We start from the raw sequence: 22,049 nt of genomic DNA on the forward strand, positions 1-22,049 counted from the left end.
GCGCCGATGGTAGTGTGGGGCTTCCCCATGTGAGAGTAGGACATCGCCAGGCTTCAAATTTAAGTTAGCGTTTTGAACAGACGTTAATTTGAGTGGAGCGGTAGTTCAGTTGGTTAGAATACCGGCCTGTCACGCCGGGGGTCGCGGGTTCGAGTCCCGTCCGCTCCGCCACTTCTTCGAGAAACCTCAGCAAACATGCTGAGGTTTTTTGCTATTTGCACGCCTGAAAAGTGCTTTAGGCACACTCTTTTTAATAACTTTATATTTTGCCTTGAGCCATTGATTGACGTTAGTTGAGTAACTCCATCATTGCAGCCAAGAGCGGCTCCCCTGAACGGCTTTTTCGACAGCAAAGGCCAAGCTCTAATGCCTCAACAACAGGAACATTTAGCTTCTCCACTTTATCTTTGACCGGGCTGTTGTCGATCACCACATCGGGCGCAATGCCGATACCACACCCGAGTGCTACCATACTGACGATACCTTCATGGCCTGCGATTTGAGCGTAAATGTTTGGTTTTCTGGTATGGCCTTTTAACCAGTTATTGGCATTCTCTCTGGCCCTTCCTGATTCGGGTAAGATCAACGGCACTGTATCCCATTCGACTCCCGCTCGGCTGAATCCCGGCACATTACTTCCGATACTTGGTGCAATCACGGACATACTGACTTTATCCCACACTTTAAAATACAGGTCGGCAGGCAGTTGGCCGGGTTTTGCACTGATGGCAATGTCTGCCGTGTCATCCATGATATGGCTGATACTCTGCGCAGGGTCACCGGTTTGTAGCTGGATTTCAATCTGAGGGTAGTTCTGACGGAAGCGATTCAATAGATCGGGTAAGTGGCTATAGCTTGCGGTGACGGAGCAAAATACCGTGAGTTTACCTTTAAGGCTCGGGTCTTCTTCTCGAATAGCACTAACCGCGGTTTGCCACTCGGTCACAATTTGCATGGCCACAGGTGCAAGTTGTTTTCCTGCCGCTGTCAGGCTGACATGTCGGTTTGTCCTGATGAGTAATTGCTGGCCTACATCTTCTTCCAGTCTCTGAATAATGCGGCTTAGCGCCGACGGGGAGATATGCATCGATGTGGCCGTTTTGCTGAACGACTGGCTGTCACAGAGGTGTAAGAAGTATTGAAGGTTTTTTATGTGCATGCTGTCGCCCATGTTGCGTTTTCTGCAATGTATTGTTGTTAATATATCACTTTGAGCAATTTGCTGCCTGTTCTATGATGAACCCAATTCGCAGGAACACCTTTATATACCTGCGACACAGGATAATGACAAATAATGGAGCCTGAGATGTCTAACTACTTCAATACATTAAATTTACGCGAGCAACTGGCGCAACTAGGCGTTTGCCGCTTTATGGACAGAGACGAATTTGCGTCTGAAGCCGATTACCTGAAAGGTAAGAAAGTGGTTATCGTTGGTTGTGGTGCTCAAGGCCTGAACCAGGGTCTTAACATGCGTGATTCCGGGTTAGATGTCTCTTATGCCCTCCGTCAAGCTGCCATCGACGAGAAACGTCAGTCATTCAAAAATGCGTCTGAGAATGGTTTTAACGTCGACAATTATGAAAACTTGATCCCTCAGGCTGACTTGGTTGTTAACCTGACCCCAGACAAGCAGCATACCTCTGTCGTTAATGCAGTTATGCCTTTGATGAAAGAAGGCGCAGCTCTGGGTTACTCACATGGCTTCAACATCGTTGAAGAAGGCATGCAAATCCGTTCTGACATCACTGTAGTCATGGTTGCACCTAAGTGTCCAGGTACGGAAGTTCGCGAAGAATATAAGCGTGGATTTGGTGTTCCGACACTGATGGCGGTTCACCCAGAGAACGATCCAAAAGGTGAAGGCCATGAGATCGCGAAAGCATGGGCTGCTGCAACGGGTGGTCATCGCGCCGGTGTTCTGGAATCTTCTTTCGTTGCCGAAGTGAAATCTGACCTGATGGGTGAGCAAACGATCCTTTGTGGCATGCTGCAGGCTGGTTCTATCGTTTGTTATGAGAAGATGATTGCTGACGGTGTTGATGCAAGTTACGCAGGTAAACTGCTGCAGTTTGGTTGGGAAACCATTACTGAAGCGCTGAAGTTTGGCGGTATCACTCATATGATGGATCGTCTGTCTAACCCAGCAAAAGTAAAAGCATTCGAGCTGTCTGAAGATCTGAAAGACCTGATGCGCCCGCTTTACAACAAGCACATGGACGACATCATCTCTGGTCACTTCTCATCAACCATGATGGCAGACTGGGCGAACGATGATGTTAACCTGTTGGGTTGGCGTGCTGAAACCGCTGAAACTGCATTTGAAAACTACCCAGACTCTGACGCTAAGATCAGCGAACAGGAATATTTTGATAACGGCATTCTGATGGTTGCTATGGTTCGTGCAGGTGTTGAGCTTGCCTTTGAAGCAATGACAGCGTCTGGCATCATTGATGAGTCTGCATACTATGAATCACTGCACGAGCTGCCACTGATCGCTAACACGATTGCCCGTAAGCGCCTGTATGAAATGAACGTCGTTATTTCTGATACTGCGGAATACGGTAACTACCTGTTCGCAAACGTTGCAACGCCACTGCTGCGTGAGAAGTTCATGCCGGGTGTTGAGACTGACGTAATTGGTCGTGGTATCAATGAAGAAAGCAACCAAGTTGATAACGCGACCTTGATTGCGGTTAACGAAGCATTGCGCACTCACCCGGTTGAGTGGATTGGTCAGGAGCTGCGTGGCTACATGACTGACATGAAACGTATTGCTGTTGGTGATTAATCACCGAAACATTGAAAGAAAAACCCGGCGTTTGCCGGGTTTTTTTGTCTCAGTCTTTGCTGTCTTCTTCTGCTGCACTGAACTTCTTCTCCAGTGCTTCCATTTTCTGTTCCATCTCTGTCAGCTTTTGGCGGGTACGCAGCAGTACCTGAGTCTGCACATCAAACTCTTCACGGCTGACGACGTCCAGCTTTTCCAGCTGAGACTGGATGACTTCACGGACTTTCTTTTCGACATCTGCACCGAGCTCTTTGACGGGCTTAGGCATCGAGTCCTGAATTTGGCGGACAACCTTATCAAGCTTCTTGGGATCAAACATGTAAAACTCCTTAGGTAACTGACGCTATTCTATTCAATCCTCGAAATTTTGTCGAAGAATCACTGAGAAAACGCTTGAAAGTGTCGACTCAATTCTGCGCTTTACCATATGGCTTGCTCGGGGAGAGATAGACATCACTGAGTTTCCTTCTACAATGCTTTGTTCACTACGCGCGATTATCCAAAGAGGCCCAAATGAAACTGAATCCTGCCCAGAATGACGCAGTCCGCCATGTCTCCGGACCTTGTCTGGTGCTTGCGGGCGCGGGCTCAGGTAAAACCCGGGTGATCACCAACAAAATTGCTTATCTAGTCCAGCAGTGCGGCTACAAAGCCCGAAATATCGCCGCAGTGACTTTTACCAACAAAGCTGCGCGTGAAATGAAAGAGCGGGTCGGCCAGACCATGGGTAAGCAGGAAGCAAGAGGCCTGATGGTGTCGACGTTTCATACCTTGGGCCTCAATATTATTCGCCGGGAATATAAGGTCTTGGGCCTTAAAGCTGGGTTTTCGCTGTTTGATGATCAAGACCAGATGGCGCTTTTGAAAGAGCTGACTGAAGAACAGCTTGATGGCGACAAAGATCTGCTGAGTCAGTTACTGCATACCATTTCCAACTGGAAAAATGACATGTTGACGCCGATGCAGGCCGAGTCCGCGGCGATGGGAGACCGAGATAAGCTGTTTGCGCAGTGTTATGCTGCGTACCAGAAACAAATGAAAGCCTACAATGCGCTGGACTTTGACGACCTAATCTTGATGCCCGTCCTGCTGCTTAAGACCAACGAAGAGGTCAGACAGCGTTGGCAAAGTCTTATTCGCTATTTGCTGGTTGATGAGTATCAGGATACCAATACCAGCCAGTATCAATTGGTTAAGTTACTGGTTGGCGAAAGGGCGAGGTTTACAGTTGTGGGGGACGACGATCAGTCCATATATAGCTGGCGTGGCGCACAACCCAAGAACCTTGCACTGCTCAATCAGGACTTTCCCTCTTTGAAAGTGATCAAGCTTGAGCAGAACTATCGCTCAACCAGCCGCATTTTGCGCTCGGCCAATATCCTGATTGCTAATAACCCCCATGTGTTTGAGAAGACCTTATTCTCTGCGCTGCCTGATGGCGAAATGTTGAAAGTGCTGAAAGCAAATAATGAAGAGCATGAAGCAGAGCGCGTAGTGGGGGAAATTATTGCCCATCGCTTTATGAATCGTACTGATTACAAAGACTATTCGATTCTATATCGGGGCAATCACCAGTCGAGATTATTTGAAAAAGCCCTGATGCAAAACCGCATCCCCTACAAAATCTCTGGCGGCACGTCTTTCTTTGCCCGAGCGGAAATTAAAGACATCATGGCGTACCTTCGGCTCCTGACTAATCAGGATGACGACAACGCGTTTCTGCGTATTGTAAACACGCCAAGGCGTGAAATAGGTCCTGTGACACTTGAGAAGCTCGGTAGCTACGCCAATATGCGTGGGAAGAGCCTTTTTGCTGCAAGTTTCGAGCTGGGTCTTCAGCAGACCTTAACAGGAAGAGGACTGGAAGCCCTGCAAGGCTTCACACGTTGGATAGTCGAGCTATCGGATAGATTTGAGCGAGAAGACACTGTAGAAGCCGTTAGGTCGCTTGTCAGAGACTCTCACTATGAGGATTGGCTTTATGAGACCTCTCCCAGCCCGAAAGCGGCTGAAATGAGGATGAAGAATGTCTCAGACCTTTATGGCTGGATTGTGGCTGATCTGGAAGGTGACAACTACGATAATGAGCCCAAAACGCTGAGAGAAGTGGTACAGAGATTGACGCTCAGAGACATGATGGAGCGTGGTGAAAACGATGAAGATGCCGATCAGGTACAACTGATGACACTTCACGCCTCGAAAGGTCTCGAATTTCCCTATGTATTTCTCATTGGTATGGAAGAGGGACTCCTTCCTCATCAATCCAGTATTGATGAAGATAACGTAGAGGAAGAGCGCCGTCTGGCCTATGTGGGGATCACCCGTGCGCAAAGAGAAATGACGTTTACTCTTTGTAAAGAGCGACGCCAATACGGCGAGCTAATTAAACCATTGCCGAGCCGATTCCTCGAAGACTACCCCAGGATGACCTTGAATGGGAAGAGAAAAAGAAACCGCAAAGCCAGCAGGAGCGAATGGAAAAGGGCCAAGCTGCAATCGCAAACTTAAGAGCAATGCTGAATAAAGACGAATAAAGTAAAGGCTACCCTTTGGTAGCCTTTTTTCATGCGAGGATGATAGTTATTGGGTGAGCATATGCTCAATGGCAGCAATAATTTCATCATCCGAGCAATCCATACAGGTGCCTTTTGCAGGCATGCCGTTAAAGCCTTGGATTGCATGCTTGTAAAGTGTTTCCTTACCTTGTGCTAGTCTCGGCTCCCAGGCTGCTGCATCACCCGTTTTAGGTGCACCAGCGGCGCCTGTAGAGTGGCATGCCAGACAGAAAGTGTTGTAAACCGCATCTCCTGTACGCGGGCCTGATGGCGCTGCCGCTGTTTTAACGGGGGCCTCACCATCTTTGTACACGCTCCCGACTGGTGCGATGCGTTTGGCAATTGCGTCGTCAGACATATCGGTGGCTTGTGCAACACCGACTAATGACATGGCAGCAATGGCAGATATTGCTATGCGTCGAAAAGAACTTCCCTTTGCGCTCACTGTTAAACTCCCAGTTTGTGTTGGCATCAATAGATTTGACGTCTGTTTTTATATATTTAGTCTGTTTTTGCGGTGATAAAACCAGCTAATAGCTATTTTTAAGCATAATGCCATAAAATGTAGTGGCTAACTTTGGCCTACCGCAACTTATCATTGTTAATGATATGTAAACATACGGTGAGTATAACGCTTTAGATTGTTGCGAGAAACCGTTATGATTGCAGGTCTGTGCTGTGATTTTGTCCCGATTGTTCAAAAACGGAGCGGTCAGAAAAAAAATTGAAAAAAAGACTAGACGGCAGGGGCCCATATCCGTAATATGCGACTCCGCCGACAGGGGCAAGCGCCCGTAGCTCAGCTGGATAGAGCGTTGGCCTCCGGAGCCAAAGGTCACAGGTTCGAATCCTGTCGGGCGCGCCAGAAGGTCCAAGCAAAATCGGAATTGTTGGCAAAAAAAATCAGTGGTGGCTATAGCTCAGTTGGTAGAGCCCTGGATTGTGATTCCAGTTGTCGCGGGTTCAAGTCCCGTTAGCCACCCCACTCGGTGAATAGCGCAGTTTGGTAGCGCATCTGGTTTGGGACCAGAGGGTCGGGGGTTCGAATCCCTCTTCACCGACCACTTTCAGAAAAAGCCCGCTCAATGAGCGGGCTTTTTCGCATCTGTTTTCAGGAAAACTGAAGTTCGAATAAAAGATGTCAGCCAACTAAAAACACCTCGTATTTAGGCTTTGCTCTTCGACGCCATTCAACCATCAAACTACCGAAGCGGTAATGCGGTAGTATATTTAAGTGGCTCCATAGCAAATGTTGACGTGACGTTGGTTAGGCCATCAATGCTATTGACCAGTTTTTTATAAAAGTGATCGAAAGCAGGCATGTCTGCCACCTGAACTTTCATCATGTAATCATATTCTCCCGCCATTCGATAACACTCCATGACCTCGTCAAAGGGTTTTTCCGCATAAACAAAGCGCTGATACCAGTCTTCACTATGATCGGCGGTTTTTATGTGTACAAACGCCGTAAAAGAGAGCCCGATTGCCGCCGGGTCGAGAAGGGCAACGCGTTTACGTAATACGCCACACTCCTCCAACCGTTTTAGCCTTTTCCAGCATGGTGTTGTGGTGAGATTGACAGCCTCAGCAAGGTCAGAAAGAGACAAGCTGGCATCCTCTTGCAATTTTGCAAGGAGAGCCTTATCAACGTTATCTAATACAATTTTCTCCAAAACAGCCTCACTAAGTAAAAGTTTTCTCAACGGTATGGCGAAGATGAAAACAAATCAAGATGTGACAAGCAAGTTTGGTATGCGCAGTAGCGAGCTTGGGATAAAGGCATGGCTGCGATTCCTTAATGAATCCTATTGGGTAAAACTTCGCCGAGTATTTTTGCGCAAGGGTTCACGCTTTTACCCATTTCCTGCATTTAAGAGCAAATTTTTTACATATTTTCTCAAAAAAAATAACTTTAGCATATGGTGTGTTATGTATTATTTCCCGTTAAAAGTGTTGGATGGAAAATGGAAATTAGTACTTTATATCGCTATTGTGTTTTTCATTGGTCTAAATAGCTCAGATAATTGAATAATTATCTAACTGACTAAAAATATTATCTGCAAAGTTGCTTTAATTTTTAAGATTATGAAATTTATAAGTTTTATTAATTTTAATGCCATGTTTTGTGAATTTTATTTTGTTTTTAGTGAATGAAATAGCATGTGGTGTGGGCCCGATCGCCTCTTCAGAGCACTATGTTGATCTTTTGTTAATTGTTTGACAGATTAGCCTTCCAACCACCGTTTGTATTGGCAATCCCGTATCAGAAAGACGAAATAATGTGACTTAACTGACTAAGTTGTATAGAAAAACTACGAAGGAAGACAGAGGTAGAATTAATGGCTTTGCTGGAAGTAAAAAACCTGAGAATTGAATATCCTTCACGGCATGGTGTACATGCAGCCGTTAAGTCGCTGTCATTCACTATTTCGCGGGGCGAAATAGTGGGGGTTGTCGGAGAGTCAGGTGCGGGAAAATCTACAGTCGGTAATGCGGTTATTGATTTGTTGAGCCCGCCAGGAAGAATTGCCAGTGGTGATGTCTTTCTTGATGGTGAGAAAATTTCCAGTCTTCCTCGTGACGAAATGAGAAAGGTGAGAGGCGCAAAAATTGGGTTTATTTTCCAAGACCCTATGACCTCGTTGAACCCTCTTTTTACTGTCGAACATCAGTTGGTCGAAGCGATTCAAATCAATCTTGGCCTTAATGATACGGATGCAAAAGCCCGTGCTCTCCAACTGATGGAGCAGGTCGGTATTCCGCAGCCAGAAAATCGCTTGAAGCAATACCCTCATCAATTTTCCGGTGGTATGCGTCAGCGTGTGGTCATTGCGATTGCACTTGCTGGTGAGCCTGACCTCATTATCGCCGATGAACCCACCACGGCGCTGGATGTGTCTATTCAAGATCAAATCCTAAACCTCATCCGTGAGCTTTGCGTGAAGAAAAACGTGGGCTGTATGTTGGTGACTCACGATATGGGTGTGGTTTCTAACGTCACAGACAAGGTGGCGGTGATGTACCGGGGTGATTTGGTTGAGTTTGGACCCACAGCGAAAGTACTCGGGACACCCGAGCATGCCTACACGCAAAGCTTGATATCTGCGGTGCCCCGCTCTGATATCAAACTGGATCGCTTCCCACTCGTTAGCTACATCGAAGAAGCCACAGAAATGAAGCCTCTCGATGTGAAAAATCATTGGCTTGGACAGAGTGAAGATCAGCGAGATTATGAGGGCCCGCTGCTGAACGTTGAAAATGTACATCTGCGCTTTGTCACTCGTGATTCGTTTTTTGAAAGTCGCCGTGAATATGTTCAGGCAAATGAAGATGTGAGCTTTGAAATTCATGAAGGGGAGACGTTTGGCCTTGTTGGTGAGTCCGGTTCGGGCAAATCAACCATTGCCCGCGTGATCACTGGGCTTTATCCGCCTAACTCAGGGAAAGTCACTTTTGAGGGCATTGACCTTACGGCACTCAAAAGTGAAGCTGAACGAAGACCGCTTCGACGTCAAATGCAGATGGTGTTCCAAAACCCCTATTCGTCGATGAACCCTCGGATGAGAGTCAAAGACATTATTGCTGAGCCTATCCGATTCCACAAACTTGCTGAAAATGAACAACAGACAACGTCGATAGTTAACGACCTTCTCGACCATGTTGCTTAGGCCGCGCATCTGGAGTGAAGTATCCCCACGAATTTTCCGGCGGTCAGCGCCAACGTATTTCAATTGCCAGAGCGCTGGCGACACGCCCACGTTTGCTGATTTGTGATGAACCGACATCAGCGCTCGATGTCTCTGTTCAGGCACAAATTCTTAACCTTTTGAAAGACCTTCAGCAGGAATTGAACCTGACCATGCTGTTCATCAGCCATGACTTGCCCGTGATTCGACAAATGTGTGATCGCATTGGCGTGATGCAAAAAGGAAAACTGCTTGAGGTGGCACCGACTGAAGAGCTGTTCAAGTCAGCCAGTCATGAATATAGCCGTCAGCTTATCTCATTAATGCCTGAGTTTAAGGGTGTGGATCTGACGAAACAATCAACTGTAACGAGTTAATCCGTCCGGAGACAGGTTGTGCCGGGTGGCTTCTATGCCAAAACACAACAACGTCGGGAGTTTCTCCCTGCATAAGGAGTAATGCAAATGAAAACCGTTAAATCGAAACTGGCCCTGGCATTGTTTGCTGCTGGGCTGAGCTTTTCAGCCGCGGCTGCAGACATCACTGTTGCTTACGATGCAGACCCTGTTTCGCTTGACCCACATGAGCAGCTTTCTGGCGGTACACTTCAGCTCTCTCATATGGTGTTTGATCCACTTATCCGCTTTAACCAGAACATGGAGTTTGAGCCTCGCCTTGCTGAAAAGTGGGAGAGACTGAATGACACGACTGTCCGTTTCCATCTCCGTAAAGGTGTGAAATTCCACTCAGGTAATGATTTTACCGCTGATGATGTTGTGTGGACCTTCGACCGACTCAAGTCTTCTCCTGACTTCAAAGGCATCTTCACGCCGCTTACAGCGTTGAATAAAGTTGATTCTCATACTGTTGATATTGTGACTGATGGTTTGTATCCATTGGTGGAAAATGTTGCGACTTATATCTTTGCAATGGACAGTAAGTACTATTCAGGCACGACAGCTGACGGTAAAGACAAAGCTGAGCTGAAGAAAAATGGTTCAACGTTCGCTTCAACGAACCTTTCAGGTACTGGTGCGTTCAAAATTGCTGATCGCGAACAAGGCGTGAAGGTTGAGTTTGAGCGCTTTGCAGATTACTGGGATAAATCATCGAAAGGTAATGTCGACAAGTTAACGCTGGTACCAATCAAAGAAGATGCCACCCGCGTTGCTGCGCTGCTTTCTGGCGATGTTGATATGATTGCTCCGGTATCACCGAATGATTACAAGCGTATCAAAGGTAATGACAAGCTTGATCTTTACACCATGCCAGGTACTCGAATCATTACGTTCCAGCTCAACCAGAAAGTGTCTGAGCCTCTGCAAAACGTGAAAGTTCGCCAAGCGATCGTGCATGCTGTAAACAATGAAGGTATTGCCAAGAAGATTATGAAAGGCTCGGGTACCGCAGCAGGTCAACAGAGCCCGGTAGGATATGCTGGATACAATGCCGATCTATCTCCACGTTATGATCTGAATAAAGCTAAAGCACTGATGAAAGAAGCGGGTTATGAGAATGGCTTTACGCTGACCATGATTGCGCCAAATAACCGTTATGTGAATGATGAGAAGATTGCACAGGCTGTTGCGGCGATGCTGGCTAAAATTCAAATCAAAGTAGACCTACAGACCATGCCAAAAGCGCAATACTGGCCTGAGTTTGATAAGTGTGAATCAGGCATGCAGATGATTGGTTGGCACCCGGATACTGAAGATTCAGCGAACTTCACTGAGTTTTTGGCGATGACGCGTAACTCTGATACGGGTAAAGGCCAATATAACTGTGGTCACTACTCAAATACCGAAGTTGACAAGCTGGTTGAAGCAGCAAACGGTGAAACAGACCTGAACAAACGTAATCAAATGCTACGTGATGTTGAAGCGATGCTTTACAACGACGCTGCGTTTGTTCCTCTTCACTGGCAAGACCCATCCTGGGCAGCTAAGAAAAGCGTTAATATTCAGCCAATTATCAATGGTATGAATTTCCCTTACTTCGGCGATCTGGTCGTTAACTAAGGTTGTTCGCGGGTACCAGAAACAATCTGGTACCCGCGTTGTTTTGTTGTTGTAGCCTTAGGGTTTTAGTGAGGTATGCATGATTACGTTTCTTGGAAAACGTGTTTATCAGGCGTTGATTGTAATGTTTGTGATCAGTCTGGTCGCGTTTTCTATACAGGATAACTTGGGCGATCCCCTTCGTGAGCTTGTAGGGCAGTCTGTTTCTGAGGCAGAACGAAATGTTCTTCGTGAGCAGATGGGCTTGAATGACCCGTTTTTGGTCAAATATGGACGATTCATCAAAGACGCCGTACAGGGTGATTTGGGGACTTCTTATTTCTATAAGCGCCCGGTTGTTGATGTCATTTTAGATAAGTTGATAGCGACATTAGAGCTCGTTGTGGCGGCTACGCTCATCATCATTGTGGTATCTATTCCTCTTGGTGTGTACTCAGCAATTAATCCAAATAGCAGGCTGACAAAAGTGATTATGGGTTTCAGTATTGTGGGTATTTCGATACCTGTATTTCTGACCGCCATCATGTTGATGTATGTCTTCTCCATCGAACTTAACTGGCTGCCGTCATACGGCCGGGGTGACACTGCTAATGTGCTCGGCTGGGAGTCTGGCTTTTTCACTTTAGATGGGCTTTCGCACCTTATACTGCCGAGTATTGCCCTTTCGTCCATCATGCTGCCGCTGTTTATCCGCCTTGTGCGTTCTGAAATGCTTGAGGCGCTAAGCACTGAATACGTAAAGTTTGCTCGTGCAAAGGGTTTGCCGGATAAGCAGGTTTATTATCAGCATGCTTTGAAAAACACTATGTTACCTGTGGTCACAGTCGGTGGTGTGCAGATAGGTACCATGGTTGCCTACACAATATTGACTGAAAGAGTATTTCAGTGGCCGGGTATGGGCTTTATTTTCCTTGAGGCGATAAACCGTGTAGATACCCCTCTGATTACCGCCTATGTCATCTTTGTTGGCTTGATATTTGTGGTGACCAATACCTTGGTTGACCTTTTGTATGGTGTGATCAACCCCACTGTAAACCTTACAGGCAAAGGAGCTTGAGGATGAATGATACAACCGCAACGACTCCTTCTCGCTGGCAGCGTTTTTTGGAATCAGATTTTTTCTACTTTTTTAAACGCGACAAGGTGGCAATAAGTAGCTTTATTGTTTTTGTCCTCTTTGTTTTAGCCGCTGTTTTTGCGCCAGTGTTATCGCCTACAAACCCCTATGATCTTGCTTCTATCGATTTGATGGATTCTGAGTTACCTCCTGCGTGGCTTGATGACGGCGAGACGCGCTTTCTGCTGGGGACAGACAATCAGGGACGAGATATTGTCTCTACCATGATGTATGGCCTTCGTATCTCATTGATTATTGGCCTTGGCGCGGTCGCTTTGCAGCTGTTGATAGGTATCGTCATTGGATTGGCAGCCGGCTACTATGGAGGCCGTATCGACAGCTTCCTGATGCGGATTGCTGACGTTCAGTTGTCCTTTTCGACCATGATGGTCGCAATCATTGTATCGGCTATCTTTAAAGCCAGTTTTGGCAGTGACTTTTACAGTCAGTATGCGATTTTGATGTTGGTGGTGATTATCGGGGTGGCTGAATGGCCGCAATACGCAAGAACCGTTCGCGCTTCTGTGTTGGCTGAGAAAAAGAAAGAGTATGTCGAAGCGGCACAGGTGATGGGCTTTAAGTCTCCGCGTATCATGTTCAGGCATATTTTGCCAAATTGCCTGTCGCCGATATTGGTCATTTCGACCGTTCAGGTGGCCAATGCCATTATGTCAGAGGCAGCGCTTTCATTCCTCGGCTTGGGAATGCCAGTTGATAAACCTTCACTGGGGTCGTTAATAAGTATAGGATTTGATTACATATTCTCCGGATCTTGGTGGATGAGTGCCTTCCCGGGTATTGTGTTAGTGCTTTTAGTTCTGGTCATTAATTTACTGGGTGACTGGTTGCGGGATGTCTTCAACCCGAAAGTCTATAAAGGGTAAACGTCTAAAAACAAAAAGCGGCATATGCTGCTTTTTGTTTTTTGGGTGACACCTGACTCATCTTTTCGCCGCTCTGGGGCCTATTTCAACCGAATCTCGCTGAATTTTCTGCTTTCTATAGCATCTGAGACACGTCAAGACTTGTTAGTATTGCCCATTTAGTCATAAGCTTACCTAGGTATGTTAAGCACAGAGGCGTAAGCTTTGTTTCGGGTTATCTTTTTAACTATTGCATTATTAGGCTTTTCGTTTTCAGTAAATGCGTCACCATCATGTCAGGCTAGCGAAGGTGAGTCTGGTTGGTTGATGCTATCCAGCGATTGTGATGTGGGTGAGGGGCTTTGGGGGCGCACACCGTCAAAAGATGCAGAGCAGTTTTGGGTCCAATGTAGTATGACTGATCGCGTGCCACCTCCTTGGTTTGCCCAGTTATTGCGCATATCACTCGATAATTCACCGCTTTTCTTACGAAAAGAATCTGAGTTGTATCGTTGTCTGGTGGGGCCGTTTGATGATTTTAGGCTTGCGATGGATTCACGAGACAGATTGAGGCAGCTCCATCCATGGTCAGAAACGTCGTTCATTCGTCAGTTACGCACAGAGCAAGAATCTGCTGAGCCGGAAAAAGGCCCAGCGACAAATGAAGGAACGCTACTAAGTCAAACTCGATAGCTAACCTTAAGTCATTGTCATGAAGTCGACGCAAAACTGAAGCAGAACGTTAATGCTGTAGTTGTGCGTCTTCTTTTTATATGATGGTGATTTGTAACAGCTCTCCTCGCTGTCATTTTAGGTATTTCTTATTTCCCTGTCTTTATTTGCTATTTTCTAACCGTTTTGCCAGTCATTAATTTTCCTACCTGTCACATTGAAGTTGCGACCTTTCACCAATAACTGTTTGACTGTAATTGAAATGTAAAGTATCGGAAATGAAACATTAATATATCTTACCTAACCTTGCGGCGATTTTATTTCGACGTATTTTAGGGAAAGAACGATGAAAAAAACGCTGATGGCAGTCGCTGTATCTTCTGCTGTACTTGCGGGTTGTGCAAACAACTCGGCAGACGACACTGTAGCGTCAGCTCAGAATACACAGGTTAAAAACGTTATTCTGATGATTGGTGATGGCATGGGCCCACAACAAGTGGGTTTGCTTGAAGAGTACGTTCGTCGTGCACCGCAGTCTGAACTTGAAAGACAAACAGCACTGTCAAAATTGGCCAATGAAGGTCGCCTTGGACTGTCGTTAAATGCCCCTCATGGACCACATGGCAAGTTGGTGGTTGATTCTGCTTGTTCGGCAACACAGTTGGCAACAGGTGTGGCAGCGGGCTCAGAAATGATTGGTCTTGATTATCAAGGTAATGTTGTTGAAACCATTCTGGAGAAAGCTAAGAAAGCGGGTAAAGCAACGGGTCTGGTATCAGATACTCGTATTACGCACGCAACACCAGCCGCTTTTGCTTCGCATCAGCCTCATCGTTCTTTTGAAGCCAATATTGCTGCAGAGCTGATTGAAAGCGGCAACGTTGACGTCATGCTTTCTGGCGGCGCACGTGTTTTCCTGCCTTCAGACATCAAAAAGGACAGTGCTGATCAGCAAGTAATGGCAGATTTGGGCGCACCGAAGTCGGTCTACAAAAAGTCAAAGCGTAAAGATGATCGCAATCTGGTGGTTGAAGCGAAAAGTCAGCACGGTTACGCGCTGGCCTTTGACAAGACGCAGCTAAATGCGGCATCAAGCGACAAGCTGCTCGGCTTATTCGCTAACTCGGGTATGGACGACGGTATCGCATACTCGGCGTGTAAGAGAGATGACTCATGTACTCAACCATCACTGCGTGAAATGACGCTTAAAGCGCTGGATGTTTTGTCGAAAGATGAAGACGGCTTCTTCCTGATGATTGAGGGTGGCCAGATTGACTGGGCGGGTCATGCAAACGATGCAGGTTGGATGCTGCATGAACTGCTGAAATTCGATGAAGCTGTTGATGCGGTCTATGAGTGGGTGAAAGAGCGCAATGACACATTGGTGATTGTGACTGCTGACCATGAAACCGGAAGTTTCGGTTTCAGTTACTCTCGCAAAAATACACCAACGGCCAAGACCCTTCCGGGTGCGGGTATGAAAGGCAACGATTATAAGCCTAATTTCAACTTTGGTGATCTGGCGCATCTGGACAGACTTTATAACCAAAGTGGTACCTTCTATGACATGCTGAATGCAGCAAGCCCAGACTGGAATTTTGATGAAGCGTCAGCGAAAGACTGGCAGGAAGCCATCAACCAGTTCAGTGACTACAAAGTTACTCTCGATCAGGCTGCGTCTGTGGGTGAGCGTGAAGAGAATACTTACTATCAAGCTGACCACAAATACCAGAGCGCGAAGGTAGTACCTCAGTTTGATGACTTTAAAGAGTTTTATGTTTATGCGGATGAGGATCATACTGCGAAAATTGGTCGTGCACTCGCAGCGGATCAGAACGTTGTTTGGGGTACCGGAACGCACACGGCTGCACCTGTACCTGTCTATGCGTTTGGCCCAGCAGGTTTAACCGAGCAGTTCTCTACCATGCAACACCATGTTGAGGTCGGACAGAAGATGATAAAGGCGCTTGGCCTGAACTGATTTTTGACCTTAAAAAGTAAGCCGCCTTTGGGCGGCTTTTTTGTTCATCACTCTTCAGTTTTGATGGCCAAAACTGTCCGTCTACTTCTTTAAATCACACCAAGGTGGCCAACTTCGGTCGCAATTTTTTTGTTATTTCTCTGTTCACTCACCATTTTTTGCGATAAAAACTTCATTAACGCTCTTGGCGCTATTTTTGCTTATATACTAGATGGTTACGGGGGCGGCTCTCTGGTGGTGGGGATATGGCGAGCCTTTTCCGGCGGGTAAACAGTATTACCCGAGAAACAGAAACTGGGAGACGGTGAAATGGATTTTCAGCATACATTCAAAGAGAGCTTATTTGATTCACATCCTGGCCGCTTAAGTGTCAGCCTCGCACAATATTACAGAGAGCATCAGAAATTTTGCAATATGGCGGCGTCTTTGACGGGCCAACAGTTAGCAGTTTGCCATCAACTCTTGACCTCCAACATCCGTTTCATGAGTAATGATCTCATGGCTCGCGATGCGAAAGTACCTACTTTCGACCCCTATAAACTTGATACTGCCTCGTCGTTCAGTCCGGCCCAACAAGAGATGAATGACTTAATTGTCAACAATAACGAGATGTGCCAGGCGCTGGAGTCTCTTCAAGATATGTGGACAGTAAACGGCTTCATTCACAGTGATCTACGGCTGGAAAACTGTATGTTGCAATTGGAGTCGAGTTCAAACAGTAAACCTAAAAATGTCACCTTTCTTGACTGGGAGAGTTTTCAGACCGGCGATGTCGCGTGGGATATTGCTGGTGTGATGGCAGGCTTTTTGAGCATTCTTTCTCTCGGTAATGTTAACGACTCCTATACCGGTAAAGAGCTTAACAACAGTGCAGTGACCTACCGAAAAAAGAGCGAGCATATTACCCAGCAAATGCGCTCGTTTTGTCTCTCTTACCTGCAGCAAGGCAAGATAGGTTCTTTGCATGTTAAAACGCTTTTGAACCGGGTGATTAACTTCAGTGCGGCCCGGCTTCTTTCCTTGTCTCTCGATAGCCTGTCTGGAAAAGAGGAAATGACACTTGATGGCCTTCTTCATCTCCAGTTGGCGCAGAATATTCTTGAAGACCCAGAGAAAAGCCGTAAAACTCTTCTCGCTGGTGACGGCCAACCCATGCCATCAACAAGATCAGATGTTTGTTGTTGATGGCAGATTATCCTCTCGAAACTTGCGCCTGATGTGACCCACTCAGTCTGTTTATCTAATTCACCAAGTCCTCACTATTCTCAGTCTCTCTTCGAATACAGTCTCTAGGCTGGTAAACACTCAATCACTGAAAAGGCCTATCGAAAGGAATGCGTTGGTGCTAGGAGCAACGCTTTGTTTGATGGCATTGGTTGATTGCAAAGAAAAGGGACTGAAATGATCAGCCCCATTGCATGGTGTAGGGTAAAGACTGTATTAAGCGATAACTTCAGTATGGTGATTGAGAGCATTGAGAAACGCGTTGACTCTTGGATGCTCAGAGTCATCATGAAAGTGCCTTTTAAGGACCTCAAACTCAGCGAGTTTAGATTCTGAGATTGCTTGATGTTGCTGAAGGTACTGCGTGCCAATTTTTACCAACATTAGGCGAAAGTTATTACTTTTTGCCAGACGCCAGGCCCTATCAAGCTGTTTATTCGCTTCGTCATCGAGGCCCTGATGCGAAAGAGCCCTTGCGTTTAACTCAAGAGCTAGCGGCGTGAACAAAGTTTCCCCGTTACTTTCAATCAGGTTAAGGGCATGATCAATCGTTGCTAACATCAGAGGACTGGCTTTCTCAGGGATCTCGGTATTTCCAGCCAAAAGGCAAAGATACGCGCTCAAGCGCAATGCGTTGGCGGGTTGGAATTCCGCGGCGAAATGCTCCATGGCGGTATTAAAGCTGATTTGATTGTTATCGAGCAGATAGCGTTGTTCTGCTTCAAATAATCGCGCCACACTGAAGTAGTCCGAAAATCCATGTTGTTCGCTCAATGCCTTCAGGCTAGAAATCGCGCTTGTCAGCCCTGACTTATCGGCCAGCAAATGGCTTGTCCAGATCAAAGCATGTAACCCTGCTGATTTCGCAAAATCGCTACTTGTGCGGTTTGTAAATCCATTGAGTGCTGACTTCGTCAAACTTGCCTGCTTCAGTGTACCGAGCGAGATCTCCAGCAAACATTTCACTTCAAGACAGTAAGGGTAGGGGTCGAAATCTATTATGGGGGAATACTTAGACTGGTAACCACGAAAATAGAAATACTCCTCAATAGCGCCGCTTGTTTTCTCTACGTCGCCCCGTAAAAAAGCTGTTCTTGCCGTCGCCATTAATCCAAGAGCGATAATGTCGTCGTTATTTGATTTCGTGCCCAATAGATACAACGCCTGTGCAAGCTGCGCAGCATGGACCAAATCGGATGTCGACAGGGCAACCCACCACTTACCCAACAATAGGTGAGCATGATGTGTGGGCTCACTTTTCTCACAGATAAGCTTTGCCGCTTCGTTCAAGGCTTCGTGCGTTTTGCTTGAAGACCACCCTTCTATCTTGCTGGTATTAGCCGCCAGTTTAATGCTGATGCTGTAATTGAGTTGCTGCACCTCGTCAGTAGGCGGCATTTTGAGGACTGCCTCCTTAGCTTCTGACAAGGTATGAATCGCTTTTTTGTATTGGTTGGCAAGGATGAACTGATCTGCTTCTGACAGTAAATCAACGACTGTTGCTGATTGGTCATTAAACGCTTTCAGCCGTCTTTCGAGGCTCTTCCTGTGGATCCCCAAGACTTTTGCGGCAGCCTGCTTATTACTGTTGTTTTCAGCAAAGGCCTCGGTTGCCAGAACATGCTCAACAAGGGACATGATGTTCTCTGAGCCCAGTGAAAGCAGCTCTTTAGCGATCACTCTGACTTTCTCCTCATGAGAAGAGGGGGCAGTGTCTGTTGACTGTTGAACAAAACTTGCATCAATGACGTCGTGGTTCGAGAAAGCCGAAAGTTTGAAAACGGTGTTCCTAAGCTCCCGGATATTGCCCGGCCAGTCTCTGTTTTTTAACAGCCTGACAGCGTCATCTGAAAACACTTTGTTTTGCTCTTTTGCAAAGTGTGCAACAAGCGCTGGAATGTCTTCTCTTCTCTCTGCTAACGATGGCACGTTCAGCGTGATCACATTGATTCGATGGAAGAGGTCTTGTCGGAATGTGCCGTCGGCGACCATTTTTTCCAAATTGCGATGAGATGCCGTGACGATTCGTCCATGAAATGCTTTTGACTGGCTTGAGCCCAATGGTCTGAATTGCCCCGTCTCCAGTACCCTGAGGAGTTTGGGTTGCAGGCTTAGGGGTAACTCACCAATCTCATCGAGAAACAGTGTGCCGTCTTTAACAAGGCTGAAGTAACCCTCTTGCGCATGCACAGCACCTGTAAATGCCCCTTTCTCATGACCGAAGAGGATTGACTCAATGAGATCTGCAGAAATTGTGCTGCAATTCACATCGAAAAACTCAGCAGTGGGGTGTTGCCCCGCGCTGTGAAGAAGATTCGCTACCCACTCTTTTCCTGCGCCAGTTGGTCCTGAAACGTGAACAGAATATTGCTTGGGAGCAATATGAAGTACTGTCTCGTAAAGCTTCTGAATCGCTGATGACGAGCCCAGAATAATGTTATCCGGTAAATGGATCGGCTGAGGGTGCGAAGTTGCTGATTGCAATGCGTCAGGGAAAGTAGTGAACACGTCTTATTCTCCTCAGTTATTTTACAAATAATGGGATATACGACTATCCAGTTGCTTTGTAAGGGGGTAGAAGCAGTGCTTACGGCTAAATGACTGCCAATAAGTACAACTCACGGTAAAAGGAATGGCATATTGCTTCTATTACGTGGGATTACACGAAATATGACTTTTATGTGTAAGATTTATAAAAGCGTATATATATCTGTCGGTTACGATTTTTCTGTTAGGGAAAGAAAATGACGCAGGGAAATGTGATTGACAAGATTGTGATCAGAGGCGAATAAAAAGGGCTTCGTTTTGAAGCCCTTTTCTTGTTCGTTACCTCATAGTAACGAACTCCTCTGAGCCCGTTGGGTGAATTGCGACCACGCTGTCGAAGTCTTCTTTGGTGGCACCCATCTTCATGGCGACACCGAAGCCTTGGATCATTTCATCAACACCGTAACCAATACCATGCAGACCGACCACTTTCTCGTCAGGGCCTGCACATACCAGCTTCATCTTACAAGGCTGACGATGCTCAGTTACCGCAGTGTACATGGCGGTGAAACCGGAAGAGTAGACCTTCACGTTATCTTCGCCATATTTCTCAATCGCTTCAGGTTCAGTCAAGCCAATGGTGCCGATAGCAGGGTGGCTGAAGACCACGGTTGGTACCAGGCTGTAATCCATCTTGGCGTCAGGCTTGTTGTTAAACAAACGCTCTGAAAGGAAGCGACCCGCTTTTACCGCCACAGGCGTGAGCTCGATGCCGCCCTGAATGATGTCGCCAACACTGTAGATGTTTGGTGTCGACGTGGTCTGATATTCATCAACGATGATGTAACCGCGCTCGTCTGTTTTAACGCCTGCCGCTTCAAGGTTCAGGCTTCCGGTTGCAGGTCTGCGTCCAACAGCCCAGACAATCGTGTCTGTGTTGTGGGTGTGGCCATTTTCAAAGTGAATGGTCAGGCTGCCATCGTCTTCTTTCACCACTTCTTTTGGCACGCACTCGTTGTGCAGTGTGAGACCTTCGTTATCCATGATGTCGACCAGCGTATCGACAATGGTTGGATCGAAGCTGCGAAGTGGCTTACCTTTGCGTACGAACAGGTGAGTGTCGGTACCTAAGGCGTTCAGTACGCCTGCAATCTCAACGGCAATGTAGCCTGCGCCAATGACGGCTGCACGCTTTGGCTGCTCTGGCAAGTCGAAGAAACCGTCTGAGTCGATACCGTATTCTGCACCAGGCAAGTTTGGAACGATAGGTCCACCGCCAACGGCGATAAGGATGTGGTCAGCGGTATACTGTTCACCCATGACCTCAACGGTTTTAGCATCAACAAACGTCGCGTAGCCATTGATCACTTCGACCTGATTTTTACCCAGCACGTTGTCGTATGACTGATGAATGCGGCCGATGTAGGCCGAACGGTTCTCGATCAGCTTGCTCCAGTCGAATTTGTTGAGCGTTGTGTCGAAACCATATGACGGACCATATTGCTTAATGGCCTCAGCACCTGTGCGCCGTACCACATGACTTTCTTCGGCACGCAACCCACGTTTACGCAGGTACCACCCATGTGTTTCGCTTCAATCAGTGCGACTTTTGCACCGTGCATGGCTGCTCGGTTAGCAGATGCGATACCACCGCTACCACCACCGATACAGATATAATCGAAATGCTTGGCCATTTTTGTTCTCCGTTTTAAAGGGCCGCCTATTTGGCAAACTGTTGTATTTCACTCTATGTATATGGGGGACAGATGTGAAGCCTACAAGGGCTACTCAGGAACAACCCACTTAACAAAATGATGACCTGTCTCAGGAGCGATGACACGTTGCAGCCATGGCAGTATTGATTGCATATGGCTCTCGAGCTTCCAAGGCGGGTTGATCACTATCATCCCGGATGCTGTCATGCCGCGTTCCTGTGAGTCTGGGTCGACGCCAAGCTCAATCTGCAATACCTTTCTGATCCCAAGCTGTTCAAGCCCCTGAGTGATCAGATCGATATTTTGACGATAGACGACGGGATACCAGATTGCATAGGTACCCGTCGCCCAGCGTTTAATACTTGCACCAATGGCATCAACTACGTCCTGATATTCATGTTTTAACTCGTAGGGCGGGTCAATCAGTACCATACCACGGCGTTCTTTCGGAGGAAGACTGGCTTTAAGGCGCCCAAAGCCATCCTCTTTAAACATTTTCACCTGACGGTCACCACGAAATTCCTGCAATAACAGCGGGAAATCGCTGGGGTGAAGTTCTGTCAGTACGGCTCTGTCTTGTTCACGAAGTAACGTCCGCCCCATTTTGGGGGAGCCGGGATAAAAACGCAGTTGTTCGGTGTCATTCAAAGAGCGAATAACATCAATGTAGGGCGCCAGAGCATCAGGAATATCATCACGTTGCCACAGCTGGGCAATGCCATCTTTATATTCGCCTGTCTTTTCTGACCACTCGTCATGCAGGTCATAGCGGCCAGCGCCGCTGTGCGTATCGTGATACACAAAAGGCTTTTCTTTTTCCTTCAGAGCTTCAATGATAAGGGACTGGACGATGTGTTTAAGCACATCGGCATGGTTGCCGGCATGGAAGCTGTGGCGGTAACTGAGCATCTTGGGTATCCACTACGTAATTAGTTATATG

General features: G+C 46.9%; 14 protein-coding genes, 4 tRNA genes and 2 pseudogenes. 13 read left to right on the forward strand and 7 right to left on the reverse strand.

Translation table 11 applies throughout. The annotated features are described in order from the left end of the window. Positions 1-94 precede the first annotated feature (94 nt). Positions 95-171 (forward strand) — tRNA-Asp (locus CS022_RS11715). A gap of 118 nt (positions 172-289) precedes the next feature. Here the strand turns inward: CS022_RS11715 and ilvY are convergent. Then, positions 290-1,159 (reverse strand): HTH-type transcriptional activator IlvY, encoded by an 870-nt coding sequence (ilvY, locus tag CS022_RS11720; RefSeq protein ID WP_129122434.1) that lies wholly within the window; start codon positions 1,157-1,159, stop codon positions 290-292. Positions 1,160-1,306: 147 nt separating this feature from the next. Here ilvY and ilvC point away from each other — a divergent pair, with 147 nt between their 5' ends. After that, a complete protein-coding gene (ilvC, locus tag CS022_RS11725; protein ID WP_129122435.1) occupies positions 1,307-2,791 on the forward strand; it encodes a ketol-acid reductoisomerase in 1,485 nt (494 codons plus the stop codon). A 49-nt stretch (positions 2,792-2,840) separates the two neighbouring features. Here ilvC and ubiK read toward each other — a convergent pair whose 3' ends face one another. Next, entirely contained in the window at positions 2,841-3,110 is a 270-nt protein-coding gene (ubiK, locus tag CS022_RS11730) for a ubiquinone biosynthesis accessory factor UbiK (protein ID WP_129122436.1), read from the reverse strand. A gap of 194 nt (positions 3,111-3,304) precedes the next feature. Between ubiK and rep the strand changes: the two genes are divergently transcribed. Beyond that, positions 3,305-5,299, forward strand: a complete 1,995-nt coding sequence (rep, locus tag CS022_RS11735; protein WP_235869480.1) for a DNA helicase Rep — start codon at positions 3,305-3,307, stop codon at positions 5,297-5,299. A gap of 72 nt (positions 5,300-5,371) precedes the next feature. Here rep and CS022_RS11740 read toward each other — a convergent pair whose 3' ends face one another. After that, positions 5,372-5,791, reverse strand: coding sequence for a c-type cytochrome (locus CS022_RS11740; RefSeq protein WP_129122437.1), 420 nt, complete (start codon positions 5,789-5,791; stop codon positions 5,372-5,374). A gap of 343 nt (positions 5,792-6,134) precedes the next feature. Between CS022_RS11740 and CS022_RS11745 the strand changes: the two genes are divergently transcribed. The 3 genes from CS022_RS11745 to CS022_RS11755 all read left to right on the forward strand — a co-directional run bounded on the left by CS022_RS11745 (position 6,135) and on the right by CS022_RS11755 (position 6,410). Further along, positions 6,135-6,211: transfer RNA gene (locus CS022_RS11745), tRNA-Arg, on the forward strand. 44 nt (positions 6,212-6,255) lie between these two features. Next, a tRNA-His gene (locus CS022_RS11750) sits at positions 6,256-6,331 on the forward strand. Positions 6,332-6,333: 2 nt separating this feature from the next. After that, a tRNA-Pro gene (locus CS022_RS11755) sits at positions 6,334-6,410 on the forward strand. A 138-nt stretch (positions 6,411-6,548) separates the two neighbouring features. On the opposite strand, the gene CS022_RS11760 is transcribed toward CS022_RS11755, so the two are convergent. Further along, positions 6,549-7,010 (reverse strand): Lrp/AsnC family transcriptional regulator, encoded by a 462-nt coding sequence (locus CS022_RS11760; RefSeq protein WP_129122515.1) that lies wholly within the window; start codon positions 7,008-7,010, stop codon positions 6,549-6,551. 675 nt (positions 7,011-7,685) lie between these two features. Between CS022_RS11760 and CS022_RS11765 the strand changes: the two are divergent. The 7 genes and pseudogenes from CS022_RS11765 to CS022_RS11795 all read left to right on the forward strand — a co-directional run bounded on the left by CS022_RS11765 (position 7,686) and on the right by CS022_RS11795 (position 16,868). Continuing rightward, positions 7,686-9,409: pseudogene (locus CS022_RS11765) on the forward strand (dipeptide ABC transporter ATP-binding protein). Positions 9,410-9,496: 87 nt separating this feature from the next. Beyond that, entirely contained in the window at positions 9,497-11,050 is a 1,554-nt protein-coding gene (locus CS022_RS11770; protein WP_129122438.1) for an ABC transporter substrate-binding protein, read from the forward strand. Between the two features lie 79 nt (positions 11,051-11,129). Further along, positions 11,130-12,107, forward strand: a complete 978-nt coding sequence (locus CS022_RS11775) for an ABC transporter permease (RefSeq protein WP_129122439.1) — start codon at positions 11,130-11,132, stop codon at positions 12,105-12,107. A gap of 2 nt (positions 12,108-12,109) precedes the next feature. Further along, positions 12,110-13,051, forward strand: coding sequence for an ABC transporter permease (locus tag CS022_RS11780; RefSeq protein ID WP_129122440.1), 942 nt, complete (start codon positions 12,110-12,112; stop codon positions 13,049-13,051). Positions 13,052-13,255: 204 nt separating this feature from the next. Beyond that, positions 13,256-13,723 carry a hypothetical protein gene (locus tag CS022_RS11785; RefSeq protein WP_129122441.1) on the forward strand — a complete coding sequence of 156 codons (468 nt, stop codon included), beginning with the start codon at positions 13,256-13,258 and terminating at the stop codon, positions 13,721-13,723. A gap of 325 nt (positions 13,724-14,048) precedes the next feature. Continuing rightward, on the forward strand, positions 14,049-15,683 hold the full coding sequence (locus CS022_RS11790) for an alkaline phosphatase (RefSeq protein WP_129122442.1): 1,635 nt from the start codon (positions 14,049-14,051) through the stop codon (positions 15,681-15,683). 309 nt (positions 15,684-15,992) lie between these two features. Continuing rightward, positions 15,993-16,868 (forward strand): phosphotransferase family protein, encoded by an 876-nt coding sequence (locus tag CS022_RS11795; RefSeq protein ID WP_129122443.1) that lies wholly within the window; start codon positions 15,993-15,995, stop codon positions 16,866-16,868. A 255-nt stretch (positions 16,869-17,123) separates the two neighbouring features. Here CS022_RS11795 and CS022_RS11800 read toward each other — a convergent pair whose 3' ends face one another. The 3 genes and pseudogenes from CS022_RS11800 to CS022_RS11810 form a co-directional block, all read right to left on the reverse strand. After that, positions 17,124-19,415, reverse strand: a complete 2,292-nt coding sequence (locus CS022_RS11800) for a sigma 54-interacting transcriptional regulator (protein WP_129122444.1) — start codon at positions 19,413-19,415, stop codon at positions 17,124-17,126. Between the two features lie 318 nt (positions 19,416-19,733). Beyond that, a pseudogene (gorA, locus tag CS022_RS11805) lies at positions 19,734-21,088 on the reverse strand (glutathione-disulfide reductase). 90 nt (positions 21,089-21,178) lie between these two features. Beyond that, complete coding sequence (locus CS022_RS11810; RefSeq protein ID WP_129122445.1) at positions 21,179-22,018, reverse strand: 23S rRNA (adenine(2030)-N(6))-methyltransferase RlmJ; 840 nt, start codon at positions 22,016-22,018, stop codon at positions 21,179-21,181. Positions 22,019-22,049 lie beyond the last annotated feature (31 nt).

The sequence above is a fragment of the Veronia nyctiphanis genome (assembly GCF_004116385.1).
Taxonomy (GTDB): Bacteria; Pseudomonadota; Gammaproteobacteria; order Enterobacterales; family Vibrionaceae; genus Veronia; species Veronia nyctiphanis.